Source organism: Pseudomonas sp. DWP3-1-2 (assembly GCF_049896285.1).
In the GTDB taxonomy this organism is placed as follows: Bacteria; Pseudomonadota; Gammaproteobacteria; order Pseudomonadales; family Pseudomonadaceae; genus Aquipseudomonas.
Genome location: NZ_JAFCTZ010000001.1, coordinates 405977 through 428642, shown reverse-complemented (window position 1 = coordinate 428642; position 22666 = coordinate 405977). Strand labels below are relative to the sequence as shown.

General features: G+C 57.3%; 20 protein-coding genes and 1 tRNA gene. 15 read left to right on the top strand and 6 right to left on the bottom strand.

Going from position 1 to position 22666, the window contains the following annotated elements:
* Positions 1-10: 10 nt before the first annotated feature.
* Together ACP7B0_RS02055 and ACP7B0_RS02050 are read right to left on the bottom strand one after the other, a co-directional pair.
* A complete protein-coding gene (locus ACP7B0_RS02055; RefSeq protein WP_426139259.1) occupies positions 11-2266 on the bottom strand; it encodes an ATP-binding protein in 2256 nt (751 codons plus the stop codon).
* Positions 2263-2835 carry a biliverdin-producing heme oxygenase gene (locus ACP7B0_RS02050; protein ID WP_426139258.1) on the bottom strand — a complete coding sequence of 191 codons (573 nt, stop codon included), beginning with the start codon at positions 2833-2835 and terminating at the stop codon, positions 2263-2265. Before ACP7B0_RS02050 ends, ACP7B0_RS02055 begins: the two co-directional genes overlap by 4 nt.
* A gap of 487 nt (positions 2836-3322) precedes the next feature.
* Between ACP7B0_RS02050 and ACP7B0_RS02045 the strand changes: the two genes are divergently transcribed.
* From ACP7B0_RS02045 to ACP7B0_RS01995, 11 genes are all read left to right on the top strand, one after another.
* A tRNA-Asn gene (locus ACP7B0_RS02045) sits at positions 3323-3398 on the top strand.
* Positions 3399-3588: 190 nt separating this feature from the next.
* On the top strand, positions 3589-4458 hold the full coding sequence (locus ACP7B0_RS02040) for a ParA family protein (protein ID WP_426139257.1): 870 nt from the start codon (positions 3589-3591) through the stop codon (positions 4456-4458).
* The gene (gene dnaB / locus ACP7B0_RS02035) at positions 4455-5801 is read left to right on the top strand and encodes a replicative DNA helicase (RefSeq protein ID WP_426139256.1); all 1347 of its coding nucleotides are present in this window, start codon (positions 4455-4457) and stop codon (positions 5799-5801) included. The genes ACP7B0_RS02040 and dnaB overlap by 4 nt, the downstream gene beginning before the upstream one ends.
* Entirely contained in the window at positions 5798-5965 is a 168-nt protein-coding gene (locus ACP7B0_RS02030; RefSeq protein ID WP_426139255.1) for a hypothetical protein, read from the top strand. Before dnaB ends, ACP7B0_RS02030 begins: the two co-directional genes overlap by 4 nt.
* Positions 5958-6167 (top strand): hypothetical protein, encoded by a 210-nt coding sequence (locus tag ACP7B0_RS02025; RefSeq protein WP_426139254.1) that lies wholly within the window; start codon positions 5958-5960, stop codon positions 6165-6167. Before ACP7B0_RS02030 ends, ACP7B0_RS02025 begins: the two co-directional genes overlap by 8 nt.
* Positions 6164-6382 carry an Arc family DNA-binding protein gene (locus ACP7B0_RS02020; protein ID WP_426139253.1) on the top strand — a complete coding sequence of 73 codons (219 nt, stop codon included), beginning with the start codon at positions 6164-6166 and terminating at the stop codon, positions 6380-6382. The genes ACP7B0_RS02025 and ACP7B0_RS02020 overlap by 4 nt, the downstream gene beginning before the upstream one ends.
* Positions 6382-8040 (top strand): ParB family protein, encoded by a 1659-nt coding sequence (locus ACP7B0_RS02015; RefSeq protein WP_426139252.1) that lies wholly within the window; start codon positions 6382-6384, stop codon positions 8038-8040. Before ACP7B0_RS02020 ends, ACP7B0_RS02015 begins: the two co-directional genes overlap by 1 nt.
* 37 nt (positions 8041-8077) lie before the next feature.
* Positions 8078-8632: a DUF2857 domain-containing protein gene (locus ACP7B0_RS02010; protein ID WP_095093981.1), complete on the top strand. Its 555-nt coding sequence runs from the start codon at positions 8078-8080 to the stop codon at positions 8630-8632.
* Positions 8632-9960 carry an STY4528 family pathogenicity island replication protein gene (locus tag ACP7B0_RS02005; protein ID WP_426139251.1) on the top strand — a complete coding sequence of 443 codons (1329 nt, stop codon included), beginning with the start codon at positions 8632-8634 and terminating at the stop codon, positions 9958-9960. Before ACP7B0_RS02010 ends, ACP7B0_RS02005 begins: the two co-directional genes overlap by 1 nt.
* Positions 9957-10448: an antitoxin Xre/MbcA/ParS toxin-binding domain-containing protein gene (locus tag ACP7B0_RS02000; RefSeq protein ID WP_426139250.1), complete on the top strand. Its 492-nt coding sequence runs from the start codon at positions 9957-9959 to the stop codon at positions 10446-10448. The genes ACP7B0_RS02005 and ACP7B0_RS02000 overlap by 4 nt, the downstream gene beginning before the upstream one ends.
* The gene (locus ACP7B0_RS01995) at positions 10445-10894 is read left to right on the top strand and encodes an RES family NAD+ phosphorylase (protein WP_426139249.1); all 450 of its coding nucleotides are present in this window, start codon (positions 10445-10447) and stop codon (positions 10892-10894) included. The genes ACP7B0_RS02000 and ACP7B0_RS01995 overlap by 4 nt, the downstream gene beginning before the upstream one ends.
* Positions 10895-10934: 40 nt before the next feature.
* Here the strand turns inward: ACP7B0_RS01995 and ACP7B0_RS01990 are convergent, their stop codons facing one another.
* The 3 genes from ACP7B0_RS01990 to ACP7B0_RS01980 all read right to left on the bottom strand — a co-directional run bounded on the left by ACP7B0_RS01990 (position 10935) and on the right by ACP7B0_RS01980 (position 14551).
* A complete protein-coding gene (locus ACP7B0_RS01990) occupies positions 10935-11243 on the bottom strand; it encodes a hypothetical protein (RefSeq protein WP_426139248.1) in 309 nt (102 codons plus the stop codon).
* Positions 11244-11274: 31 nt separating this feature from the next.
* Complete coding sequence (locus tag ACP7B0_RS01985; RefSeq protein ID WP_426139247.1) at positions 11275-11613, bottom strand: hypothetical protein; 339 nt, start codon at positions 11611-11613, stop codon at positions 11275-11277.
* 784 nt (positions 11614-12397) lie between these two features.
* Complete coding sequence (locus tag ACP7B0_RS01980) at positions 12398-14551, bottom strand: AAA family ATPase (RefSeq protein WP_426139246.1); 2154 nt, start codon at positions 14549-14551, stop codon at positions 12398-12400.
* Between the two features lie 390 nt (positions 14552-14941).
* Between ACP7B0_RS01980 and ACP7B0_RS01975 the strand changes: the two genes are divergently transcribed.
* From ACP7B0_RS01975 to ACP7B0_RS01965, 3 genes are read left to right on the top strand one after another with little or no spacing between them, the layout of a single operon-like run.
* On the top strand, positions 14942-15670 hold the full coding sequence (locus ACP7B0_RS01975; RefSeq protein ID WP_426139245.1) for a PFL_4669 family integrating conjugative element protein: 729 nt from the start codon (positions 14942-14944) through the stop codon (positions 15668-15670).
* A gap of 3 nt (positions 15671-15673) precedes the next feature.
* The gene (locus tag ACP7B0_RS01970) at positions 15674-16213 is read left to right on the top strand and encodes a DUF3158 family protein (protein WP_426139244.1); all 540 of its coding nucleotides are present in this window, start codon (positions 15674-15676) and stop codon (positions 16211-16213) included.
* 2 nt (positions 16214-16215) lie between these two features.
* The gene (locus ACP7B0_RS01965; RefSeq protein ID WP_426139243.1) at positions 16216-16611 is read left to right on the top strand and encodes a single-stranded DNA-binding protein; all 396 of its coding nucleotides are present in this window, start codon (positions 16216-16218) and stop codon (positions 16609-16611) included.
* A gap of 386 nt (positions 16612-16997) precedes the next feature.
* Here the strand turns inward: ACP7B0_RS01965 and ACP7B0_RS01960 are convergent, their stop codons facing one another.
* The gene (locus ACP7B0_RS01960; RefSeq protein ID WP_426140086.1) at positions 16998-17135 is read right to left on the bottom strand and encodes a hypothetical protein; all 138 of its coding nucleotides are present in this window, start codon (positions 17133-17135) and stop codon (positions 16998-17000) included.
* Positions 17136-17313: 178 nt separating this feature from the next.
* Here ACP7B0_RS01960 and ACP7B0_RS01955 point away from each other — a divergent pair, with 178 nt between their 5' ends.
* The gene (locus tag ACP7B0_RS01955; RefSeq protein WP_426139242.1) at positions 17314-22395 is read left to right on the top strand and encodes an AAA family ATPase; all 5082 of its coding nucleotides are present in this window, start codon (positions 17314-17316) and stop codon (positions 22393-22395) included.
* Positions 22396-22666: the final 271 nt, after the last annotated feature.

The following is a 22666-nucleotide window of genomic DNA, read 5'->3' as shown; positions in this document are numbered from 1 at the left end:
CGTCATAACCTCAGGCAGCGCTGGCCCGTGGCGGTTCCGCCTGGGGCACGGTAAATACAAATTCGCTGCCCTGACCCAGCTCGCTTCGGGCCTGCAAATCCCCACCGTGGGCCTTGATGATGCCCATGGAAATATAAAGCCCAAGCCCGGTGCCGGTCGGGTTGCCCTCACGGATACGCCAGTAACGCTCGAAAACATGAGGCAGTTGTTCGGGGGCAATGCCATCACCGGTATCCGTCACACTGAATTTCACGTACCCGTCCTCGGCGACAGCTTTCACTTCGACCTTGCCTTCCTTGGGCGTGAACTTGATCGCATTGCCAATCAGGTTGGAAAGCACCTGAAAAAGGCGTTCCGGGTCCGCCAGGATTTGCAGGTCCGGCTCGGCATGGAACTCCAGCTCGATCAACTTGTTGAGCGCAAGGGGCGCCAGCAGCGCGTAACCCTCTTCGAAGATCTGACTGACGTCCAGCAGTTGCGGTGTAATGGAATACCGGCCCGCCTCTATCTTGGAGGTGTCCAGCAAGTCTTCCAGCAAATTGGTCATACGCGTCGTCGCCCGCTGCATGGTATCGATGGCAGAACTGATGCGTTTGGAGGCGTGAACGCTGTCGGCGGTCATGACGCGTTGCATCATGCCGCACTGCATGACAATAACGGTCATGGGGCTGCGCAAGTCATGGGACACCACGGCAACCAGCTCGTCCCGCGCCCGCACCGCTTCCTGCTCGCGAATGACCTGACGAGCGAGATCGGTCTCCAGGGCAGAACGACGAAGGTCGGTGGCAGCAAACACGTCAGCCTCATCCCAGCGCCGGGCCTTGCCGTCCACCTGCTCTTTCCACTGATCGAACGACACCCGCGGCTGCAATCGACGGCCGGAATCGGTCCCGGCACGCTCCAGCGGTTTGTTTGGATTTCCGCTCCAGCTCACGCTTTCCTTCACTTCAGGCCGAAACCACAGCACAGCGTTATCGACGGGTTTGGGCAGGGAAAAACTCAACAACCCGCTGGCCACGTCGTGATAGTCCCGCGCGGGCGAAAAGGCGGCGCTCAGACTGGAGGATTCAAACACTGCGCCGGGTTGCTGTCGGACCCATTGGTACAGGGCGCGAGTCTGCTCGGCGGACGGGCATTTGCCGAACAGGTGCAGCCTATCTTCCGTAAGCACGGCGGCGCCCGATGCAGCAGTCAGCAACATGAGCTGATCCGGATGTTGTGCAAGGGCTTGCAGCACGTCCCCGTCAGCATCGCGCATCACTTGGCCAAGGGCTGCGAGCAGCGTTTCCTTGGCCTGCCTCTGCCTGAGCATTTCCAGCTCTTGCAAAGCACTGATCTGCATCGACAAGACCTGGCCAATCGCCTGGCAGGCCGCCCGCAGCTCATGAGGGACGATCAATGGCTGGCGATTCCCGCAACTTATCAGCCCCCACAAACGATCATCCTTGAGCAGCGAAATACTCATGGACGAAAGCACGCCCATGTTTTTCATGTACTGGCAGTGAATGGGCGAAACACTGCGCAACACCGAGTAAGTCAAATCCAGAGGCTGCAGGTTGTCCGGACGCAGCAAGGGAACCATGGGCACAGGCATATAGGCGGCGTCGGGGATAATCCGCAACCAGTTCAAGCGGTAAAGTTCCCGGGCTTGCGCCGGGATATCGGAAGCCGGAAAGAACAGCCCGTTGTAGGCGTCCATCCCCGGGCTGGAGGCTTCGGCAATCACCTGCCCGTGACCTTCTTCCTCAAAGCGATAGATCAGTACCCGGTCATAGCCGGTCAGTGCCTGTATTTCGTTGACACTGATTTCGTAAAGTGACTCCAGGGACTTGGCTGATTGCAGGCGACGCAACGTGCGGCTCAAGCCACGATCCAGTTTGTCCAGGCTAGCCGCAGGTAACTGATCAGGCACTTCAATTTCAAGAATCAGCAGCCCGTCGTGTCGATGCAGGATCCCGTCAGCCCGCAGACCGCCAACGTTCACTGCCAGCGGATTTACATCATCCAGCGACCGGGCAGCTGCAGCACGACGTACGAGTTGCGCCTGCTCGTCACCCAATACATCCGCCAACGGCAATCCCGCCAGATCAGCGGCAGACTTGCCCGTTAACGCCTCGGCGTTGGCACTGATCTGCTGCACGCGCCACTCCGGCTCGTCAATTGTCAACAACACCCCATGAGGCTGGATAGCGCCTGGAACCTGAATAGGCTCCTGATTACAGTTGGCAAGCAAACGATCAAGGGTGTTCGCATCGTCGACAATCATCGTAAAACCTCCGAACGCTCCAGCCAGCGCTCAAAACTGCTAAAGGTGAGTCGCGCAGAGTGAATGACTTGCGCGCGCTGTGAGGGTTCGACGACGTGCGAAAGAAGCGCCAGAACGTCTTTCCACATTTGATCTGCAGCGCCCCCGTAGACATCAAGAAATGCACCACCGCTGTCGGTTCCTATCAATAACTTGCCCTGTACGACCCGGCTTAACACCTGACCGCCAAGAGTGGCTCCCTCCATGACATACATGACACCGAGCGCTTGCAGGTTGTTTTCCACCGCAGGCAGGTCGGTGCATAACGCGAGCGTGGCTATTCCCTCCGGGGGCAACCCCAGAGCGTGAAGATCACGGGCCAGTACAGGTGCCTTGCGGCGCCCGTCGAGGTTAGCCGACTGCAGATTGGGGACCTGGTCCAGTTGACGCTCAATAGAATAATAAAAGCCGTAATAGGCTTCGAGCAGGCGCTGATAAAGACGTCTGTCGAGGTGAACAGAAATAAAGGGCAGCCGTTTCTCCAGCGAACGATGGGCAACGGCAGTGGCCTCGCGCAGTTCCTGATGCATCACAGAAACATTGCTCTTCCAGGAATTTGACGGTGTTTGAAAATGTGTTTCAACCAAGGTTGTTAAAGTCCGGAACTGTCGCGCGGGAAAGCCGCCAGCGAGCGGTCATATAGCTTCGAGTGCCGAACAAATTCATTCGTTCACCTAAAAACGGCGAACGCATTACAGTAGCCGGTCAATATTCCGAAATACTCGGACGCCACTGTACAAGCCGTTGATCGAATATAGGCTCGACTGTTGCAGAGCAAGCAAATCCAGCCCTGAACATGGACCAATCGTCGCGAAAAGAACGAGCAGCCACACAACCATTTGAGAGGCTGCTGCGCGCGGGTAGCCCGTCTATCTCGCTCCTCGTGAGATTAGCCATGAACGACGCCGTTCACAGAAGCTTGCCCACAATCGAACCCGACGACACGAGTTGGGGATACGCTAAATATTTTCGAGAGCGTCTTGACTTCTCTATTCCAATCAGTAACATAGCGCTCATTCCGCGATAGCTCAGTTGGTAGAGCAAGTGACTGTTAATCACTGGGTCCCTGGTTCGAGTCCAGGTCGTGGAGCCACTTTTAAAGAGCTGTAGATTCAAGGGTTTGAGTGGGTTGTGTAGGGTTTTTTACCGCTATTACCGATTAACTCGGTAAAACGCTGAAAATTTCCCAAAAACACCCAAATCCTCTTCAGCTTACCTCTAGTTACACTTCAGTATGTGAGTCAAAGCGCTGTCTCTAATCATTCGATTTAGAGGCAAGCATCATGACAATCGCATCGGTCCTTTCGACCAAAGGCGGCCCTGGCAAGACCACGGTAACCGCAAATCTAGGCGCTTTCTGCGCCGACGCTGGCATACGCACCCTCCTCATAGATCTCGACACACAACCTTCGTTGTCCTCGTTTTATCGCCTTGAGCATGAAGCGCCCGGCGGCACGTACCAACTGATATCTCAAAACAACACCCGCGCCGATCAGGTCATTTCACAGACCTGCATCCCCAATCTGTCACTGATCCTTTCCAACGATCCCCATAACCAGCTGAGCAACATGCTGCTTTACGCGGCTGACGGGCGTCTTCGCCTGAAGAATCTGGTACCTGCGTTTGCCGACGACTTCGATCTGATCCTGATCGATACCCAAGGCGCGCGATCTGTGACGCTAGAGACCGCGCTGCTGTGTTCCGATCTGGCGATTTCCCCCATCACGCCTGACATGCTGGCCGCCCGCGAGTTTTACCGCGGCACCCAGCAACTGCTCAAAGACCTGGAGCCGCTCTCGTCGCTGGGCGTACACACGCCACCACTGAACATCGTCATCAACAAACTCGACGCCACCAACGATGCGAATCTGATTTATCAGTCGCTGGTGGAAACCCTGGCGGACCACCCGCAGATCAATCTGCTGGACACCACCATTCCCGCTGCAGTGAGCTTTCGCCGCGCCGCAACCGAAGGCACGCCTGCACATCGCCTTGAATACCGCCAACCGCAGAATCGCCGATCCCCGGCAGCATTCAGCGTGATGAGATCACTAGCCTCGGAGCTGTTTCCCCAGTGGCGCGCCCATTTCGACAAACTGGCTTTCGACACGATGGGCACTCCGATCAATGACGGTCAGGAGCTTGCCTCGTGAACCTCACGGATCTGGTACCACCTCATTCGATTGAGGCTGAACAAGGTGTGTTGGGCGGGCTGTTGCTCGACAACAGCGCTTGGGATCTGATCGCCGACACGGTAAGCGCGCAGGACTTCTTCAAGCGCGAACACCGGCTCATCTTTCAAGCCATACAGACGCTTGCCACAGCCAACCAGGGATTCGACGTACTGACGGTGGCCGACTCCATGGCCGAAGTGCCAGAAGCTGGAGGTCTCGGCTATCTAAGTGAATTGGCCAAGAACACTCCGTCGGTGGCCAACATCTGCGTCTATGCCGCCATTGTCCGTGAGCGCTCCCACCTGCGTCAGTTGGTCCTGCTCGGCCACGAATGCAGCCGCAGCGCCACGGCTGCGCAGGCAAAAAGCGTGGCGGTGCAGGAAGAGTTCGAGCAGAAGCTTTTTGCACTGGGACAGGGACACGCGCCCAACAGCTTTATCGACGTCAATGACACGCTGATGAAAGTGCTGGAGCAGGTCGATTTCAATTTCAATCACGGCAATGGTGTGACAGGCGTACCCAGCGGCCTGGTGGATCTGGACCAGAAAACCGGAGGATTTCAGGATGCGGATCTGGTCATCGTCGCGGCCCGCCCTTCGATGGGCAAAACCAGCTTCGCGCTTAACATCGTCGATGCGGTACTGGCTCAGGATCCGGCCAACAGCGTCCAGATCTACAGCCTGGAAATGCCAGCCCAGGCTCTGATGTACCGAATGATCGCAATTCTGGGACAGCTAGATGTCGCACGACTCATGCGCGGCCAACTGGAAGATGATGACTGGGCCAAGCTCACCGCCGGCGTGGCCAGGATCAACCAGTACGGCGAACGCCTGGTGGTTGATGACAGCTCCGCACTCACACCCTCCGCCCTACGCGCCCGAGTGCGACGAGCAGCACGGCGTTACGGCAAGCCACGATTGATCATGGTCGACTACCTGCAACTGATGCAGTGCCCCGGCAAGGAAAATCGCAACCTGGAGATCGGTGCCATTTCCGCCGGGCTCAAGGCCGTGGCCAAGGAATTCAACTGCCCGGTTGTCGCCCTTTCCCAGCTCAACCGTTCGTTGGAGAACCGCCCCAACAAGCGCCCGCACAACGGCGACCTGCGCGAATCCGGCGCTCTGGAGCAGGACGCCGACCTGACCCTCTTCATCTACCGGGACGAGGTGTATCACCCCGACTCGGAAGATCAAGGCATCGCCGAACTCATCATCGGCAAACACCGAAACGGACCTGTCGGGATAGTGCGCACCGCATTCATCCCGGCGCAGACCCGTTTCGTCAATCTGGAAGCCAGGGATCGGCGAGGAGCATCAGCATGAACAAACGACCAGTGCCCCGAGGAAACTGCAAGGACTGCATGGCCGAGTTTGCCCTGCACCGGGCGATACAACGCTTCTGTGATCCACAACTGAACGAAGAGCTGGATATCTACACCTGCCCGGAATGTGGCAGCTACGCGGTGGAGGAAGAACATCTTGAATAACAGAACTGAGCTGGCCAACGAAGACCTCTGCACCGTTGTATTTCGCCTGAAAAACGGCCGGGCCGACGCCAACCGTTTTGTATACGCGCTCGCCTGCCGGGTAGAGCAATGGAAAGACGTTGAAGTCGTCAGCCTGGACGTCGGTGATTGGCACTACAAGACCCTGGCAGACCAAGGATCGGAACAAGGAGAAGTGAAATGACCAGCCGTAAACAGGACAAATTCGTTGTGCGCTTTTACGAGACCGGATTGAGGGATCAGATCGCTGACATCGCTCGCAACTCGCAGCGGTCCATGAACGCCGAGATCATGTTCCGCCTGTTCCGCAGCTTTGAACTGGAGCAGGAACTCAAGCGCGCCAATGCGGTGATCGACCGTCTGACCTGTAGCGAGCAGGCGGCTGAGGGTGATGCCTGATGGCTGCCAAATCTCCCGACGCCGAGACGATCAAAAGCAAGCTGCTACAGGGGTCGTTCATGAATAACGGCCCAGTGATGTCGCAGCTTTCCGATCCCGTCGCAGACACGCCAATGGTCATCACCCTGGACAAACTGCGGCCCTACGAACACAACCCGCGCATCAATCGCAATCCGTTGTTTGATGAGCTCAAGGCCTCGATCAAAAGTCGCGGCCTGGATGCACCGCCGCCAATTACCCGGAAGCCTGGAGAAGAACATTTCATCATCCGCAACGGTGGCAATACGCGGCTCGCAATCCTCAACGAACTTTGGACCGAGACCAGAGACGAGCAGTTTTTCCGTATTCACTGCCTGTTCCGCCCATGGCCCAAGCGAGGCGACATCGTCGCCTTGACCGGCCACCTGGCCGAGAACGATATGCACGGAGAGCTCACTTTCATCGAGCGCGCATTGGGAATTGATCGGGCCAAGGAGTTTTACGAGCTGGAGGCCGGTCAGCCGGTCTCCCAACGGGAGCTCGCGCGGCTACTGGGTGCCGATGGGTACCCGGTTTCACAGTCGCACATCAGTAAGATGCAGGACGCTGTGCAGTTTCTGCTGCCTGCGATCCCTGCGCTGCTGTTCGCCGGGATGGGCAAGCCGCAGATCGAGCGGCTGATCTCACTCAGGCGCAGCGCTGGGAAAACCTGGCAGCAACATACTCGCGACACCGACATAGATTTCAGCATGTTCTTCACCGACATACTGAACTGCTTCGACGGTAAGCCCGACTTCAGCTTCGAGCGGTTTCAAGATGAGTTGATTCATCAGATGCAAGAGCCACTGGGCAAGGATTACAACTGGCTCAAGCTCGATATGCTGGAGACTAAAGGGACGGATAAAGCCTCGCCCGCTAAAGAGCTGCCGCCTGCGCCGACTAAAGCCACTGTGACTGCACCCTCCTCCGGCTTGCCTGGAGAGCGATTGGCGGAGTCTTCAACCAACGACAGTAAACTCACTGTTCCGCACGAACCTGAACCAGACCCGCTGCAGCAATCTGATCACACGTCGGACCGCGAACCACTCTCCGATGAAGATCAACAGGCACTGATCCAGAGCCATATCATCACCCCGATTGCAGGGCTGACACCGCGCACTCAGGCCATGAAACGTCAACTGGCGCAGGCAACAGGCGAGCCGATTCCGGACTTTGAGGAAGCTTGCCTGCAAGCCATCCCCGTGCAGGTCGGAGGCCTGCACCCGGTCTCGGATCTTTGGTACATCGAACGGCAGATCGATGAGCCTGCTGAACTGCGCCAGCAAATCTTTGGCTTGGCCAGCGAAGTGGCTGAAGAAGTCCAGGCACCTGACATTCTCCGCCCCAGCGAATGGGGCATTGGTTTCAGCCTGGATCCCGACGCAACCGTTGAGATTGTCCAGGGATCCGTCACTACAGCGACCATCAAGCTGCTGGAGTCCCTCAGCGGAAGCTTCAGCGACACGAAGGCCAGTCAATTAGTGCTTTCCGGCGACTTGGGTCAGTTGATGCTTGGATGCTCCCGACAGCAATCTCAAGCGGCTTCGGCAAACGATCGCCTCAGCGATCAAGCCTTGGTGAAAGTCTTCCGCGTGATGCGCCTGGCTCGCCGCTTGATCGAACTGGAGGCCAGCGCATGAGCACCCGTCCCGACATTCCTGAAATGGAGAAACATCCATGGCACACCCACTGAATCTCGCCGTTGCACTTCAGGTATTGAACGACATGCGCAACGGCCAGTTGCGCAGTTGTCTGGCTATGGGCTTCGCGGAACAGGATCTGAAGGACCTTATCGAGCCGCAGTGCATGAGCGTGCTGGTCAACGCGCCTGTGCCGTGGTTTCGGGTGGTGGTGGACAGTACCGTCGTCCAGCGCCTACTGGCCCAGGCCAAGGATAACGAAGAGGATCAACTGATCATGTGCGCGCTGCAGAACGGAGCAAGCTCGCCGCTGATTCATGACCTGTTCGGCTTGTCTGCCAAGGAGGTGGCGCTCAGGCGCGCCATGCTTGGCCTGCCCAATCGTAAGGGCCGGTGGCCAGCAGTGAATCAGGAACAGGAACGCGCGTTATGGGACCGCTGGAGCAGTCTGAACCGAGAGAATCCGGTGGACCCTCGGGACAGTCGTGCCCTGCTAAAACTCGCAATTAAAATGACCCATAGCGTGCCGCCACTCAACCTGACCATGACCTGGAACACCCTTCAAAGCTGGATTGAACAGGACCTGCTGTGATGCACGACCCGTCACGCAGATTCACGCCGGGCAACCTCGATACGCTGAATGCCCTTCTGGATTCAGCCTCGAACTCCTTGAACGAAAAACGTCGCGATGCACCGCGAGAGCAAAGGTCGACTCCACGCGACATCAAACCACTGCCAACTATTCTCGATACTGAAAATACCGGCATCCTGTTCACCGGCAACCCTCATGAAGCGGTACCCAGACGGCTGTTGCTGGACAACCGTCTGACGCCGCTGGAGCGAAACGCCTGGCAGGTATTCAGACTGTTGCTCAATAGCGATGGCCTGACCTCTTTTCCGACCTACGAACAGTTGCAGCCCTACCTGGCTGCTTCGCCGTTCAAGGTCGCCTCCCGGGAAACCGTAGCCAAAACACTGACAACGCTGCGCCTGACTCGCTGGCTGAGTTTGGCCGGCCGCGTGCGTGACGAGGTTACCGGGCAAATGAAAGGCAACATCTACCTGCTCCACGACGAGCCGATCAGCATTTCCGAGGCGATGCTGCTCGATCGCGGATACCTGGAATTGGTGGGTAACTCACTGGAGCACGCGAATAAATCCATCTGCCAGGTCGCTGCGCATACCCTTGAGGAATTTGCCCAAGACCCAGATGTGCGCGAGCAACGTATTCCAAGTCGTCTCGACATCATTGGCCAACGTGTTGCAAGGCAGCGCTGGGGCAAAAACACAAGCACGCGGGACATTCCCGTGCCGCAATCCGAACGCGGCTCAAACGATTCCGAACTCAGTCAAAAGCATTCCGAACTCAGTGGATTGAGCCCAGTTCGGAATACCCCGCCGCCGGGTTCGGAATCCGAACGCTGCCGTAAACAGGGCGAATTCGACCCGGTTCGGAATCCGAACTCATTTAGTACAGGTAGTAATACAAATACATATGTATTCAAAAGCTTTGTACCGCGTGTGGATACTAGGGCCGACTACCCACCTCGCTTCCAGGCTTTGCCGCCGGATCAGCGACAGAAGGCGATCGTCGCCATGGCTCCACTCACTGAGGAATTGTGCAAGGACGTGCTCGATCAATGGGCCGCACGCCCTGTTGACGCTATGCGAAACCCCTTCGCCTACCTGCTGCGCATGATCGAAAAAGCGCGCAACGGAGAATTCAACTTGATGACTCAACCCAGAACTAACGTCACTCCAGTGAGAACTGCCGCCAGGCCTGAGCCCACACAGCCAAAGCCTCACGCTCCAAATGATCAGAGCAAAGCGATAGCCAGCCAGAGGATGGCGGCGATGATGAGCTTGGTCAAACAACGCGGAAACGGCCCGATCGCACGCATTGGCGGAACGACAGCATGATTCCAGTGGAATCACACATTTCCCACGCCCGACATTTTGCCCTATCATCACAGGCAAATTGCCAAATAGTGGAGAACGGCATGATTACTCAACCAGACTTTCAGGTGCTGGAGCTGATGGCGGGCATCCCCGGGCAGCCGATGGATTTGCTTATCCGCAGCGGCGTATCGCTGGAAGCAATAGACAACCTGTCACAACACGGCGTCAACGCAGTCAACGTCGGCATCATCAACGCCCGCACCCTGCGCCACCGTCGAACCAAAGGCGAACGGCTCTCCCCTGAAGAAGGCGACCGCCTGTATCGCGTGAGCAAGCTGGTAGTGCTGGCCGAGCAAGTGTTCGGCGATAAGGACAAGGCAGCCCACTGGCTGAACAAAGCTCAAAAAGCATTTGGAGGCCTGACCGCACTGGAAGCGGCAGCCACCACACCTGGCTATGTGGCTGCTGAAGAAGTGCTGGAACGGATCAATCACGGATTTTTTGCATGACTGAACGTGTTCTATGGCGCATATCGAATTACAAGGACCTTAGCGGGATTGGAGGCACCAAGGTATCGGGCCGTTGGCACACCAAAGGTCGTCCCATCGTCTACCTTGCCGACTGGCCGGCCACTTCATTGCTTGAGGTGCTGGTCCATATGGAGCTGAGCATCGAGGAATTACCGGAGACATTTACCCTGCTACGCGTTGAACTGCCGGAAAGCACTAGCGTAATCGATGGGCGTGAACTGCTGAAGGACGACTGGTCGGAGGATGTGTTGGCCACTCGCAAGATGGGTGATGACTGGTTGCAGGGCGAGGGTTCTCTGCTGTATCGGGTGCCGACGGCGATTGTTCCGGCGAATTGTAATTACCTGTTTAATCCGGCGCATCCGGAGGCTTTGGGGGCGAGGCTTTCGGTGTTTGATTTTCCTGCGGATAGGCGGCTGTTTTGAAGGGGCGCTGTTAACACCGCGCCCATAGTGCCGGGGCAGGTTAATCCGTGGCCCGCTCTTCTCTTAGATTTAGACAGAAAGTGTCACGAGCGGTTTTCCCAACGTAGGTAGTAAGCGCGTATTTCGCCGTTCCGCCAACGATGCCCCCTATTCCGAAGGGGATCACTTTCGTTGCAGCTTTCTGTGTAAACGAAATGCCGATCTTCGCGAACAACTCCTTGATGACCTGCAGGGTTGGTCCCTTCAAATACTGATGTACCATGCGCACGCCCGCCTTGCTGGCGATTTTTTTGGCACCGACAGAGCCCATCCGTTCCAGCGAACCGTACAGCGCGATGATGTAGGACATGTGCTTGGCATCCTCATTGGACATCTTGCCGTTAATAGCTACCACTAGGCACATGGTCATGTCGATCTGCAACCGAGATATCCGCCAGTCCACCCCCCACAGCACTCACCATAGTGCCGATAACGGGAATGACACCCGGTAGGGCAGTAGCTGCGCCAGATGTCGCAGCAAGCTTTGAATAGCGGCTGATGATTTTATCGACAACAGCTTCTTTGATTTTTTCATCCGTAGCGGACGGGGCCGAGCTTCGCGCTTGGCGATCGTACTGAGCAACTAGTTCACGCGCATCTTGCGGGCTGATGGCGATGGCTTCGACCATCTTCATCAATGAAGAGCTGCTTTCGTCTTTTTCTGTTGTGCCAGATTCCATTCAAAGGTTGATTTATCCGCGGCCTGTTAAAGGCTAAGCGCTGATGCAAAGAGTGACACAAGTGATACCAAAATAACATTACACCTGTTGCCAAGTGTCGCTGGTGACTCGAAGTTATCGGACAGTTTTCAAGGTTGGCCACGGAAGCCGTTCCCAGAAATTGCGCACATCAGCGGCACTTCCTAGTCAATAATCAACTGCCCGCCGAGCTTTTTTGGGAAAACCCGGGCCTACCCGACCAGCAAACTGACAGCCAATCGTTGTATCAAGGCGAAATTTCCGCTTTTGGACCACTACCGCCCTCACCCTCAAGAACAAACTCGTCAGAAGCGGCAGTCCCATGTAGGCGTTTGACTTGCCAGTAGGACGTTGGAGGCGGGTTGAAAGGAACTAGTGGGGGAGGTTTGAGATGAAGAGGGCGAGATCGAAAAAGTACAGCTACCACCTAGGTACGTTCAATTACCGGTGCGGAAGGGAGCGCATGTGCATGCACACGGTTTCCCATTGCCCAAACCGGAAACGGTTGTACTGGCGAACCAGGACAACTTTCCCATGATCGGTCATAGCGTATTCTCCAACTGATCTCAGCGGGCCGCTGATAGCCTTTACACGCCACGTGCAAAGCGAGCAGTTGAGTGCCAGGCAGGAAGGAGAGTCCTTTGGTGGTAGCTGCAGGCGCAATGCTATCAGCGGATGCCGAGTTTGGAAAGGCTAGCTGTAAACCCGTGATGCTCGCCCCTTCGACCATATCCCTCGAAGCACGTCCAGCCTGAGTTACCGCTGTTTACGACATCATCTTGTCGAAATGGGCTTCGTATTTCGTTTTGACGAACACATCCCTGAACCGATCGATGAAGGTCGCCGGATCAATCTCGCCGAAGTCAGTGAGGTTAACCGAGTCAGTGTGGGACTCGCGATTGATATAACGGTAAAACGCCCTGAACTCCGGCTTGTCCTCACTGAGCTCCATCAACGCTTGGCGCAGCGTGGGCGCCTGGTGCACGAAGCTAAAGTAGTACTCCAGAATGTTGCGCATCATGTTCGGCATAACATTAGGAGACGTTCTGCCTTGCAACGCGTCCTTGATGGTCTGCCAGAAGGCTTGGTAGTCGTTCTGGATTTCCCGTTCCGCCATGGGCACGACGGAGCTGTATTCAGACTTGGTGATCCGAAACATGGCAACCGCTTTTTCCCCATCCTCCTTCAACAGCTTGGCCATCTCGTGGAAGAAAAACAGGTTGTGCGTCAAGATGATCACCTGCTTGAACCGATCCCTTGGGATGAGCACCTGGCGTCTGATCAGCGAAGCGATATCGTACACATAGTTATGGGAGAGGCTCGATATCGGATCGTCGATGACGATGATCCGATCACGCTTGAGCTTTCCACCCGCGGTGTCCATCTCGCCATTGCAAACCTCAAGGAAGTAGAGGAACGAGATCAGTGTTTTCTCACCCTCGCTCAGCGTTCTGAACACCCCTTCGGTCTGGCCAGGGCGCTCAAGACGATACTGGGGTACCGAGCCCTCCTCCCTGATCAGCCCAAAACCCTTCAGCCCCAGCACCCGCAGCCAATTGTTGATGCTCTCGACGGACTGATCGATGTTCGTGATGGCAGCTCTGGACTGAGCGACAATCCCGCGCTGCTCTTGAATTCGTTCCCGAAGCAACTGAACCTCATCTTTGGCGGCCTGCCGCTGACGGCCTTGCGCCTTGTCTACCTTCTCGAATGCCTGGAAAGCAGCATTGCAGGAAGCTCTGTACCAGCGCCAGAAGCGTTCCTTGATGCTCTCTTCATGCTGTTTCCTGTTCCTGATCCGCTCATTGATAGCGTCGATTTTCAGCTGTTCAGCCGCGATCTCGCAGTTCAACTCAGCAACCAGTGCTTCAGTGGATTCCAGCGTCGTGACAAGAGATGGACTGGCGATCTTCTCGCCAATGGCTTGCAGGTTCTTCTGGAACACCGCGTGTAGGCGAGTAATATGCAGCCTGATGGCTTGAAGCTTATAAACAGGGGCCTCGCATCGTTGTAGAAGTTGATCCACCGCACCCCGGTACTGATATTCGAGTTGCCTGAGCGTACCTAGGCGCTCCTCATAGGTCTTGTCGAAGACCTTATGGATCTCAGCATAGAAATCTTGCGGCAAAGGTTGCTGACATAGCGGGCATTTGTCTTCTGCTTCAGCCCGATAACGGAGTGCGTGTTTGACCCAGTCCGAGTTTCCCAACTGCTGAATAAACGCAGAAAGGTAGGAGTTGCTCGATCCGGTGATGACCTCCTGCAGCATCGGATCAACTTCCAGCTTATGCGCCTGGAAAGAAATGGGCGCGATGTTTGGCACTTCCTGATCGTTGGTCTCGCTAAGCGCTGCCGCCTCCCCAAGCATCCCTTGGGCGGTATCGGTGGTAGCCACAAGCGGAACCCGCCGGACAGCGTCCAGCAAACGTTCTCTGGTGTTCAGCGACCTGAAGCAGTAAGCCAGAGCGGAGCCATCGAACTCCCGCTTGGGCTTCCAGACACTGTCCAGGAGCACTTCATGAGCGGCGTCCTGGGCCTTCTTGCAATTAACGCCCTTTTCCATCTCAGCATCGTGGGCGATCGTCAACTCAGCGATTGACGCCTCTGCTGCTGCCAAGGCGGCCTCAGCCTCAATGTTGCCCTCATTGAGGGTGAAAACTCCCGGCTGAGAGGAGGCCTCATGGAAGTTCTTCTCCATGAACACGTGGTTGTAAACCAGTACCTCCCGGCCAACCTTCACCGGTTCCACACCACAAACGTTATAGCAGGCCTGACCAGGGGACTGGAGGAAGTTGCCGATGGTGGTTTTGCCCGTCCCATTCTGACCGTAGAACAAGTTCACGCGCTTGAGCGGGGCAATGGACACCGCAGCGTCAGGCGAGTAGCTGGAGACATTACGAAGCAGGACTTTTTCTAGCATTGGGCAATCCTTGGCATGGGAAAATCCAGATCAAAGATAAGCGGAACATTTCCGACTTCATAGTGCCACTACGTTTTTTGGTCAATCTCATTAGTGTTTCTACCCCAAGAGCGGCTCGGATAGGGAGCAATCCTCCATCTGAGACGATTCCTGCGGAGCCCCCCCCGCAGGCTTTAATCGGTCAGTTAGCAGATACTTAGACTTAAGCAGTCCCAACAGTATTCAGGTTCGAGCATCCACTACAAGCCAATCGCCACCATGATTCCACTGGAATCACTCCCTCATTCACACCCTCCCCTCAAACCCCTGCCCTTCATTCCAGTTTCCCAACTGACAGCCTTCCTGCCGCCTCGCAACACTGGACACTCTTTTCAAGCCCGGAGGCCTGACGTGTCCGAATCCATACAGCTGAACCTCGGCGCGCTACGAAGCGCGATGAAACTCACCCTGCACACTCACCACGCCGCCAGGATCTGGCATGGCCGACAAGCCAGTGAAAGCAAGAACGGCATCGTTGGCCTAAGCGGTTTTGTCAGCATGATGAACAAGATGAAGCGCGGTGCAGAGCAGGATGACCCTTACTCGGACTGGTGGATGATCCGCATCGAAGAAAAGCTCATTGCCTGTAAGACCGAGCTCGCGACCATCCAGGAAAACCTGGACCAGCTCATGGCCGATATTCCTCATGCGCTGAGCATCGGTGACAACCTCAACATCCAGCCCGTCACCCTGCCCTTGTTCGTCAATGCACAGCTTGGCTTCATGGCGGTGTATCTGCTAACCCAGTTCGACGACCTCGCTCGACGCCTGCTATTAGCTCATCACACTGCACGGATCGGGCGTCGGGATATGGAGCGCTGGCTCGACGAAGGCGCGCATGTGCTCCGGAGCCTGTTTGGCCTGGCTCAGCAGTACAAATACTCTGGGACAACACGCGACGACTTCGCCGCCAATAACGCCAAGGCTCGGGAGGCGCGTGAGAGTTTCGGTGAACTGCCGCAGGAGGTGCTTGAGGGATTGTGGCGCTCAGAGTTTGCCCCACCCATCACGCGGCGACGCAGCACGGGTGACACGCACATAGCTGCTGCCGCAGAAGATCGCGATGATACGGAGCGCTGAGCCATGTCAGACCTCGACGACGCTCTGCAACCTAGACCGCCAGCCTTCCAGCCCTTGCAACAGACAGCCTTCTCCAGCTTGGAACACGCCGCCTTCCTTAAAGGGCTTTTAAAACCTTTTAAGGGTAAGGGGGAGCTAAGCCAATTAGCCGTTGTTTGCCGGCAACTGCTGGACAGTCTAATCCAGCTCGCAACCCACCAAGTACTGCCTCAAGCACAGCGCTACCCCTTCTCGCTGCTACCTATTCACATTAAACAGCAGTCAACCGGAGCTGGCACCGTGTTCCTGCGCTGGAGCAGAACCGATCGCAGCAAGATGGGGGTCGGGCTCTGGTCAGAGCTGCTCAACGACCCACGCACACCCCCAAGCTTAATTCACGACCTGCACCAGTTGGAGCTGCAACGCATCGTGCTGAACATGCAGATCAGCCTGATCTCCACCATCTGCCGCCAGGCAACCGAGTGCGAAAAAAAGATGGCGCACGCGGACGCCACCTACCAACACCGACTCTACATCATCAACAACCACGCAAAGGAGGCCTGACCATGGCCACGAGTTTTTGGGGCGAAGGCAACATCGGCAGCAAGCCGGAATTCAAGGAATTCCCCAACGGAAATGAAGAGCCACGACGACTGCTGCGCCTGAACGTGTACTTCGACAACTCAATCCCTCGGGGCGATGGCAAATACGAAGACCGCGGAGGCTTCTGGGCCAACGTCGAACTTTGGCACAAGGATGCCGAGCGCTACTCGCGGCTGTATGCCAAAGGCGTTCGGGTGCTGGTGCAGGGACGGATGCAGATGGATAAGTGGGAGGACGACGATGGAGAGGAGAACAGCGCGATGAAAGTTCAGGCCAGCAGGATTGGCATCCTGCCGCATCGGATCGAAAGCATCGTGCTTGCTGCGCCAGACCATACCAGTGCAGATCCTGAGCCTTGAAGCTGGCACAAAAATCGCCCTCCACGTGAAGCTTCTGCAGCCTGGAAGCTTTACGCGCGGGGGACTGCGGCAACAGTTCAAGGGACGTGATCATGAACTTCCGGGAAGTGATCCCACTGGCATAATAATGGCGAACAGCCACTACCCAGCGCTCGGCCAAAAAATCGCGCAGCCCGTGAGACTCTTCCAGAACATGAACCATAGGCCGCAACGCTTGAGGCGGCTCTCAAGCTACCGCGAAACCAATGCTCTCGATCATGAAGCAGAACGTCCTCCGCTGGTCAAACGAGCCGTGTTTGACGGCTACGGCGAGGTAATGGCGTAGATCGCTCAGATCGAGGCATCGATCAATGTTGCGCAGGAGGTGATTGGCTGGGATGTGATCTTCAATGTTGAACGAGTAAAACAGTCTCTCTTGCCCATTCGACAATTGCCCCATCATGCTGCGAATCCGCCCGCTGGCCGATGACCTGATGTTGCAGCAGGCCAGGCAGGAGATCTCCTTTTTCAACAAAATCGGCCAACAGAGGACTCTCATTAGGAGCACCACCAAACTAATGATACTTCAAACCTTCTTGCTACTCTTGATCCGGGGGAACGTCGGACGGGCCGCGTGAACGCTTGTACGATGTCGTCATCGAGCAAGGCTTTGAAAGCTTGTCCCCCCGACCAGGGAAACGATGGAACTATTAGGTGGATAGTATGGACGGCCCAGACCAGAAGCGAGTTTCAAGTCCGATTGCCACCGGGGGTGAGGGGGTTTTCTTCGAACAACATGTCGCGGCGTATTGGCTGGCGCAGCTGCTCGTCCGCAGCATCCCGCCGATCTTGACCGATACAGGTGTCGTCGAGGTCCATTTCCAAACGGAGCATCTCGGCTTCAATACGGACGACTTCCTTGTCGTCTGCGCGCGCGCGGGCACCGCACCTGCACGACTCGTCGGGCAGGTGAAGCGCAGCCTCACGATTAGTGCTGCCGACGAGGAATGCAAGAAGGCCGTTGGCGATTTCTGGAGAGATTTCAAGAAAGCCGATCCTTTCAATCCCCAGTACGATCGTCTTGTCCTCGTCGCTCTACGCGGCACGAACACGCTCCTCGAGAACTTCGTAGGGCTGCTCGACTGCGCTAGGGGCGCTGCGGACAGCGAAGAATTCCAGCGGCGGCTATCTCTCGACGGTTTCATCTCCAAGAAATCAGTCTCCCAGTGCAACGAGCTTTGTCAGATCGTCAGCGCACTGGAAGGGACGCCCGTCACCGCTAAAGATCTGTGGCCTTTCCTGCACGTGCTACACGTACTGAGCCTCGACCTGCACACATCTACCCGTCAGACCGAAGCGCTTATCAAGACGCTGCTCGCCCTCAAGTCTGCCGCCCCAGATCCCGTCGTCAGCGCGACGGCTGCATGGGACGCTCTCCTGTACTTTGCCAGCGAGGCCGGACCGTCCGCGCGGAGCCTGAAACGCTCCGATCTTCCGGCCGCTCTCGTCCAGTCGTACGATGAGGTGGGCGCGAACGAGCAGCGCGTACTGACGGCCTTGATGAACCACACGGATTTCGTCCTGCGGAAGATCCGCACGACGATTGGATCGGCCTTCCACCTGCAGCGCGCCGGAATCGTTCAGAAAGTTCTTGCAGCAATCGAAGCGAAGCAAGTCGTCCTGATCACGGGGCCGGCCGGTAGTGGCAAATCTGTCATCGGCAAGGAAGCGGTGTCTTTTCTCTCCCGCGATTTTTTCGCCTTCGGGTTCCGAGTTGAGGAATTCGCCGTCGCCCACATCGACGAAACGCTCCACAACGGTCAGATTCCGACGCGTGCCACAGAGCTTCAGGCTATCCTCGGCGCACAGGGCCGCAAGGTGCTCGTCATCGAGAGCGTCGAACGCCTGCTTGAAAAACCAACGCGCGACGCCTTCAGCGATCTGATGACGATCGCCCAGGGCGACGAGGGCCTTGCCATCGTCATGACTTGTCGTGACTATTCTGTGGAGCAGGTGCAGGCTAGCTTCCTCCAGCCTGCGGGAATTGATCACGCAGTCATCGAGGTTCCGCCGCTCGACGACTCCGAATTACAGGAGATCCAGACGGCGTTTCCGTCTCTGGGGGTACCGCTGGGCAATCCGGCCCTGCGCCAGATCCTGCGCAACCCGTATCTCATCGACAAGGCACTCCAGATTCCCTGGGACGCGGGACGTCCGCTTCCAGAGAACGAACGTGATTTCCGGGCCGTCTTCTGGCGGCAAAACGTGCGCGCGGACCACAGTCCTGCCAACGGCATGCCGCGTCTGCGCGAAGAGGCCTTGCAGGAGCTGGCGGTGCGCAGGGCGCGCGCGCTTTCAGACTATGTGCCCGCTACCGGACTCAATGCTGCAGTCATCGCCCTCCTGAAACAGGATTCTCTCGTTGTTTCGCCGGACAACAATCCTCTGCTCGTCGCGACTGCGCACGACGTGCTTGAGGACTGGGCCATCCTCCAATGGATCGAGGAACAGCACCTCACAGATGAGACTACGTTCAAGACGTTGTCCTCCGCGATCGGCCCACATCCTGCGGTGCGCCGCTCTTATCGGAAGTGGGTTGCCGAGCTGGTCGACCGTGACGCGCCCGCAGCGGACCGACTGTTTAGCGCGGCAATCGCCCAAGCCGATGTGCCCGCTCAATTCCGCGACGACACGCTGGTGTCGCTGCTGAAAGCACCGTCGGCGTCCAAGTTCCTAACACGGCACGAGGCCGAGCTGCTCGCCAATGACCGCGCCATTCTCAAGCGGGTCATCCACCTCCTGCGTGTTGCCTGTGTGACGTCGCCCGCCTGGCTTGCCGACGTGCGCGGCCACAGTTCGATCCTCAGCGTGCCGGACGGCCCGGCCTGGGAAACCGTCGTGGGACTGGTTCACCGCAACGTCGGAAGCTTTGGACTAGAAGATGCACCGCTGCTTCTCGCATTGATCGAGGATGCCGTGCGCAGCGTCAGCTGGTGGGCGCCGGACATCGATGGAGCCGAACACGTCGCCGGCATTGCCCATTGGCTCCTCCCGCGCTTTGACCGCTACAGGGGAGGCGATGCGCGCAAACGCATTCTTAAGGTCATTGCGAAGATCCCGAAGGCCGACCCTGCGCGCTTCGAAGCCATCCTGCGCGGGCAGATGGGGGAGGGACGCCACCGCGATCCCGTCGCCGAAGAATTCCGCAACATCCTTCTTGGGGGCCTCGACGGCGCGGCTACGGCGCGCGACCTACCGGACCTTTTGATCTCCGTCGCACTGCATAATTTCCTCGCTACAGAGGAGTATCTGCGCGAGGCACGCTACGACCGCTCATCCATCGACGTTGACCTTTACTTCGGCATCAAGGAACACCTGCGCCACGACTTCTTCCCTGCCAGTGCCTTCCGTGGGCCGTGGATCAGCCTGCTTACGCACCACCCGAGAAAGGGTCTTGAGTTTCTGATCCAGGTCTTCAATCACAGCGCCGAGTGGTACGAGCATCCGCGTCTAGGCGACTCCCTTGAACCCGCTTGGGAAATCGAGCTGACGTTCGCAGGCGGGATGATGCGTAGGCAGTGGGTGAACCCGCGCCTTTGGGGTCTGTACCGCGGTATGACCGTCGGCCCTTATGTGCTCCAGTCGTTGCTGATGGCGTTCGAGAAATGGCTGCTCGACTACGCCAAATCACATCCCGAGGGGCTAGATGCGGTGCTCCTCGAAATCCTGCAGCGCAGCGATTCCGCCGCGCTCGCTGCCGTTGTCGCAAGCGTGGCGACCGCCCATCCTCACCGGTCAAGTGAAGCCCTTCTGGTGCTGCTTTCGGCGCAGGATTACATTGAGATCGACCGCAGCCGTATGGTCGGCGAGCACCAGACCTCGATCCTCACGGGATTGTTCCCTACTTTTAGCGCCGAAAACAAAATCTACGAAGAGGAGCGGAAGAAGTCGAATGCGCTGCCGCACCGTCGGCGCGACCTTGAAGTGGCCATCACAAACCTGCAACTCGGCCCTCCGGCCCCACGGGTTCACGCGATCATCGATAAGTACATCGCCGCGCTTCCCGCGCCCGACAAGCGCGACGAGCACGACCTCATATGGCAACTTGCCCTTCATCGGATCGACTTACGGCAGTACGACGTAGCCGAAGTCCAGCCAGCATTGAACACGACATCAGCAACGGACGGCGAAGAGCCTTCGAATAGTTACATCACTCTCGAACCCAAACCACCGGCTCCGGAAGTGCAGCAACTTATTGACGAGAGCACAAAGAGTCTGGGAGAAATGAATGCCCGGCTAGACATCTACAATTGGGGCCTCCAGATCTTCCAGCGCGACTCCAGCTCTGCTGACCCCGCCCGGTGGCGGGAGAAGTTAGCAAGTGCCCAGGACATGGATGGTGCTGCTGAACATCCGGACAACAGCCGTAACGCCCCCGGCTTCGTCGCCGCTGTCTGCGTCCGCGATCACTGGGAGGAGATGTCGCCGCAGGAACAGGACTGGTGCAGCGACGTCATCTGCTCCGAAATCTCCAGGCACGCGGACGAATGGGAAACCATAAACCGCGTGCAGCGGTTTCCGATGCTCGCGGATCGCCCGTGTGCCTTCGTGGTGCCGCTGCTCTTGTCCAAGCCCTTGGCTGAAGCCCAAACACCGCGTGTGCGGCAGGCCTTTATTGGCGCGCTAACCCATCCAATCGACGAAGTCCGTTGGTACGCCACCTGGGGCATTAACAACAAGTTTTGGGCAGCAAGCCCCGACCTTGCCCTTCGCTCCGTCAACGCAATCGCGACAGAGGCCACTCTTGCAGATCGCGATTGGAAAGCTGAGGAGAGGAAGCGTTACGACAAGAGGCGCGCGCCGAACACAATCGCCGCCATCGCAGCCGTAGACGTTCGCCGGCGGTTCTGGACCGACGGTGAAATCGCCGAAGATGCACACATCAAGTTCGACTGCACGGAGGTATTCGGAGCCGAGGCGTCCGCGAAGGTCCTCGCGATTCTAGGCGAGGTGCCCAACGAGCCTCTGGCCGTGACCGCGCACAGGCGCGCCAGCGAAGACTTGGTCGACTGCTGGAACCGCGAGAACGACCGCTCTACCGACCGGCGCGACCGGAACTTCCACAGGGAGCAGGCGATATCCGAGCGCATTCAGCAATTTGTGATGCGCGCGTCAGATGCCGATGCCGAGCAAGTCCTCCAGCCCATCCTAGGTGCGGTTGACCAGCACCCGCGCGAGGTCCACAACGTCATCCAGGGGTTCACCAGCAGCGAGGACCGTAATCCCAACACGAAGCACTACTGGTTCCTGTGGAACCTGTTTGCCGAGAGGGTCAAGCGCGCCAAGTGGCTTGCGCATCTTGACAGGGAGCATCCGTACGGCAGCGAGGTGCTCTCGACGATCTTCCTGACCGCGTGGTGGAAAGACGACGTCCGGCAATGGCGGAGCTTGGAGGGTTACGCCCACTACGTCGACGCACTCTTCAATGCGCTGCCGCCAGTCTGGATAGTGCTGGATAGCTACGTCCGTTTTCTCTACCACGTCGGCGAGCGTTCCATGCCCGCAGCTTTTGTGCTCGTCGCGAACGCACTTGGGCGTGGAAATACCGCCGACATGCTGCGTAAGTCCAACACCGTTTTCATGCTTGAAGTCCTTCTCCAGCGACATGTCTACGCGCGCCCGCTAGAACTCAAGCGCGATCCAGCACTGCGCGAGGCGATCCTGTATGTGCTCGACGTGCTTGTCGATAGCGGTTCTTCCGCAGCGTTCAGAATGCGGGACGATTTCGTGACGCCGGCTACCTGACGCTCCCCCATCTTTTGCCAAGGAACTGGCTGAAAAGTGCGCCATGAGCTTTCTCAAAAATTTACGCCATGCGCTCGAGAGCGCCGCCTTCGACAAGGCGGAACAACGACAGCTATCGATTTCCGAGGAGTCACGCTATATCGCCCCGGCTTTTAATAGCGTTGAAGGTTGTAAGCCAGTCACCCAAGTGTCCGCTTCGGGTCGATTCTGTTGAAACAGTCGGTTCTTCCAGACTACCGACATACTGACAGCTGAAAACGCCTTTTTTGCG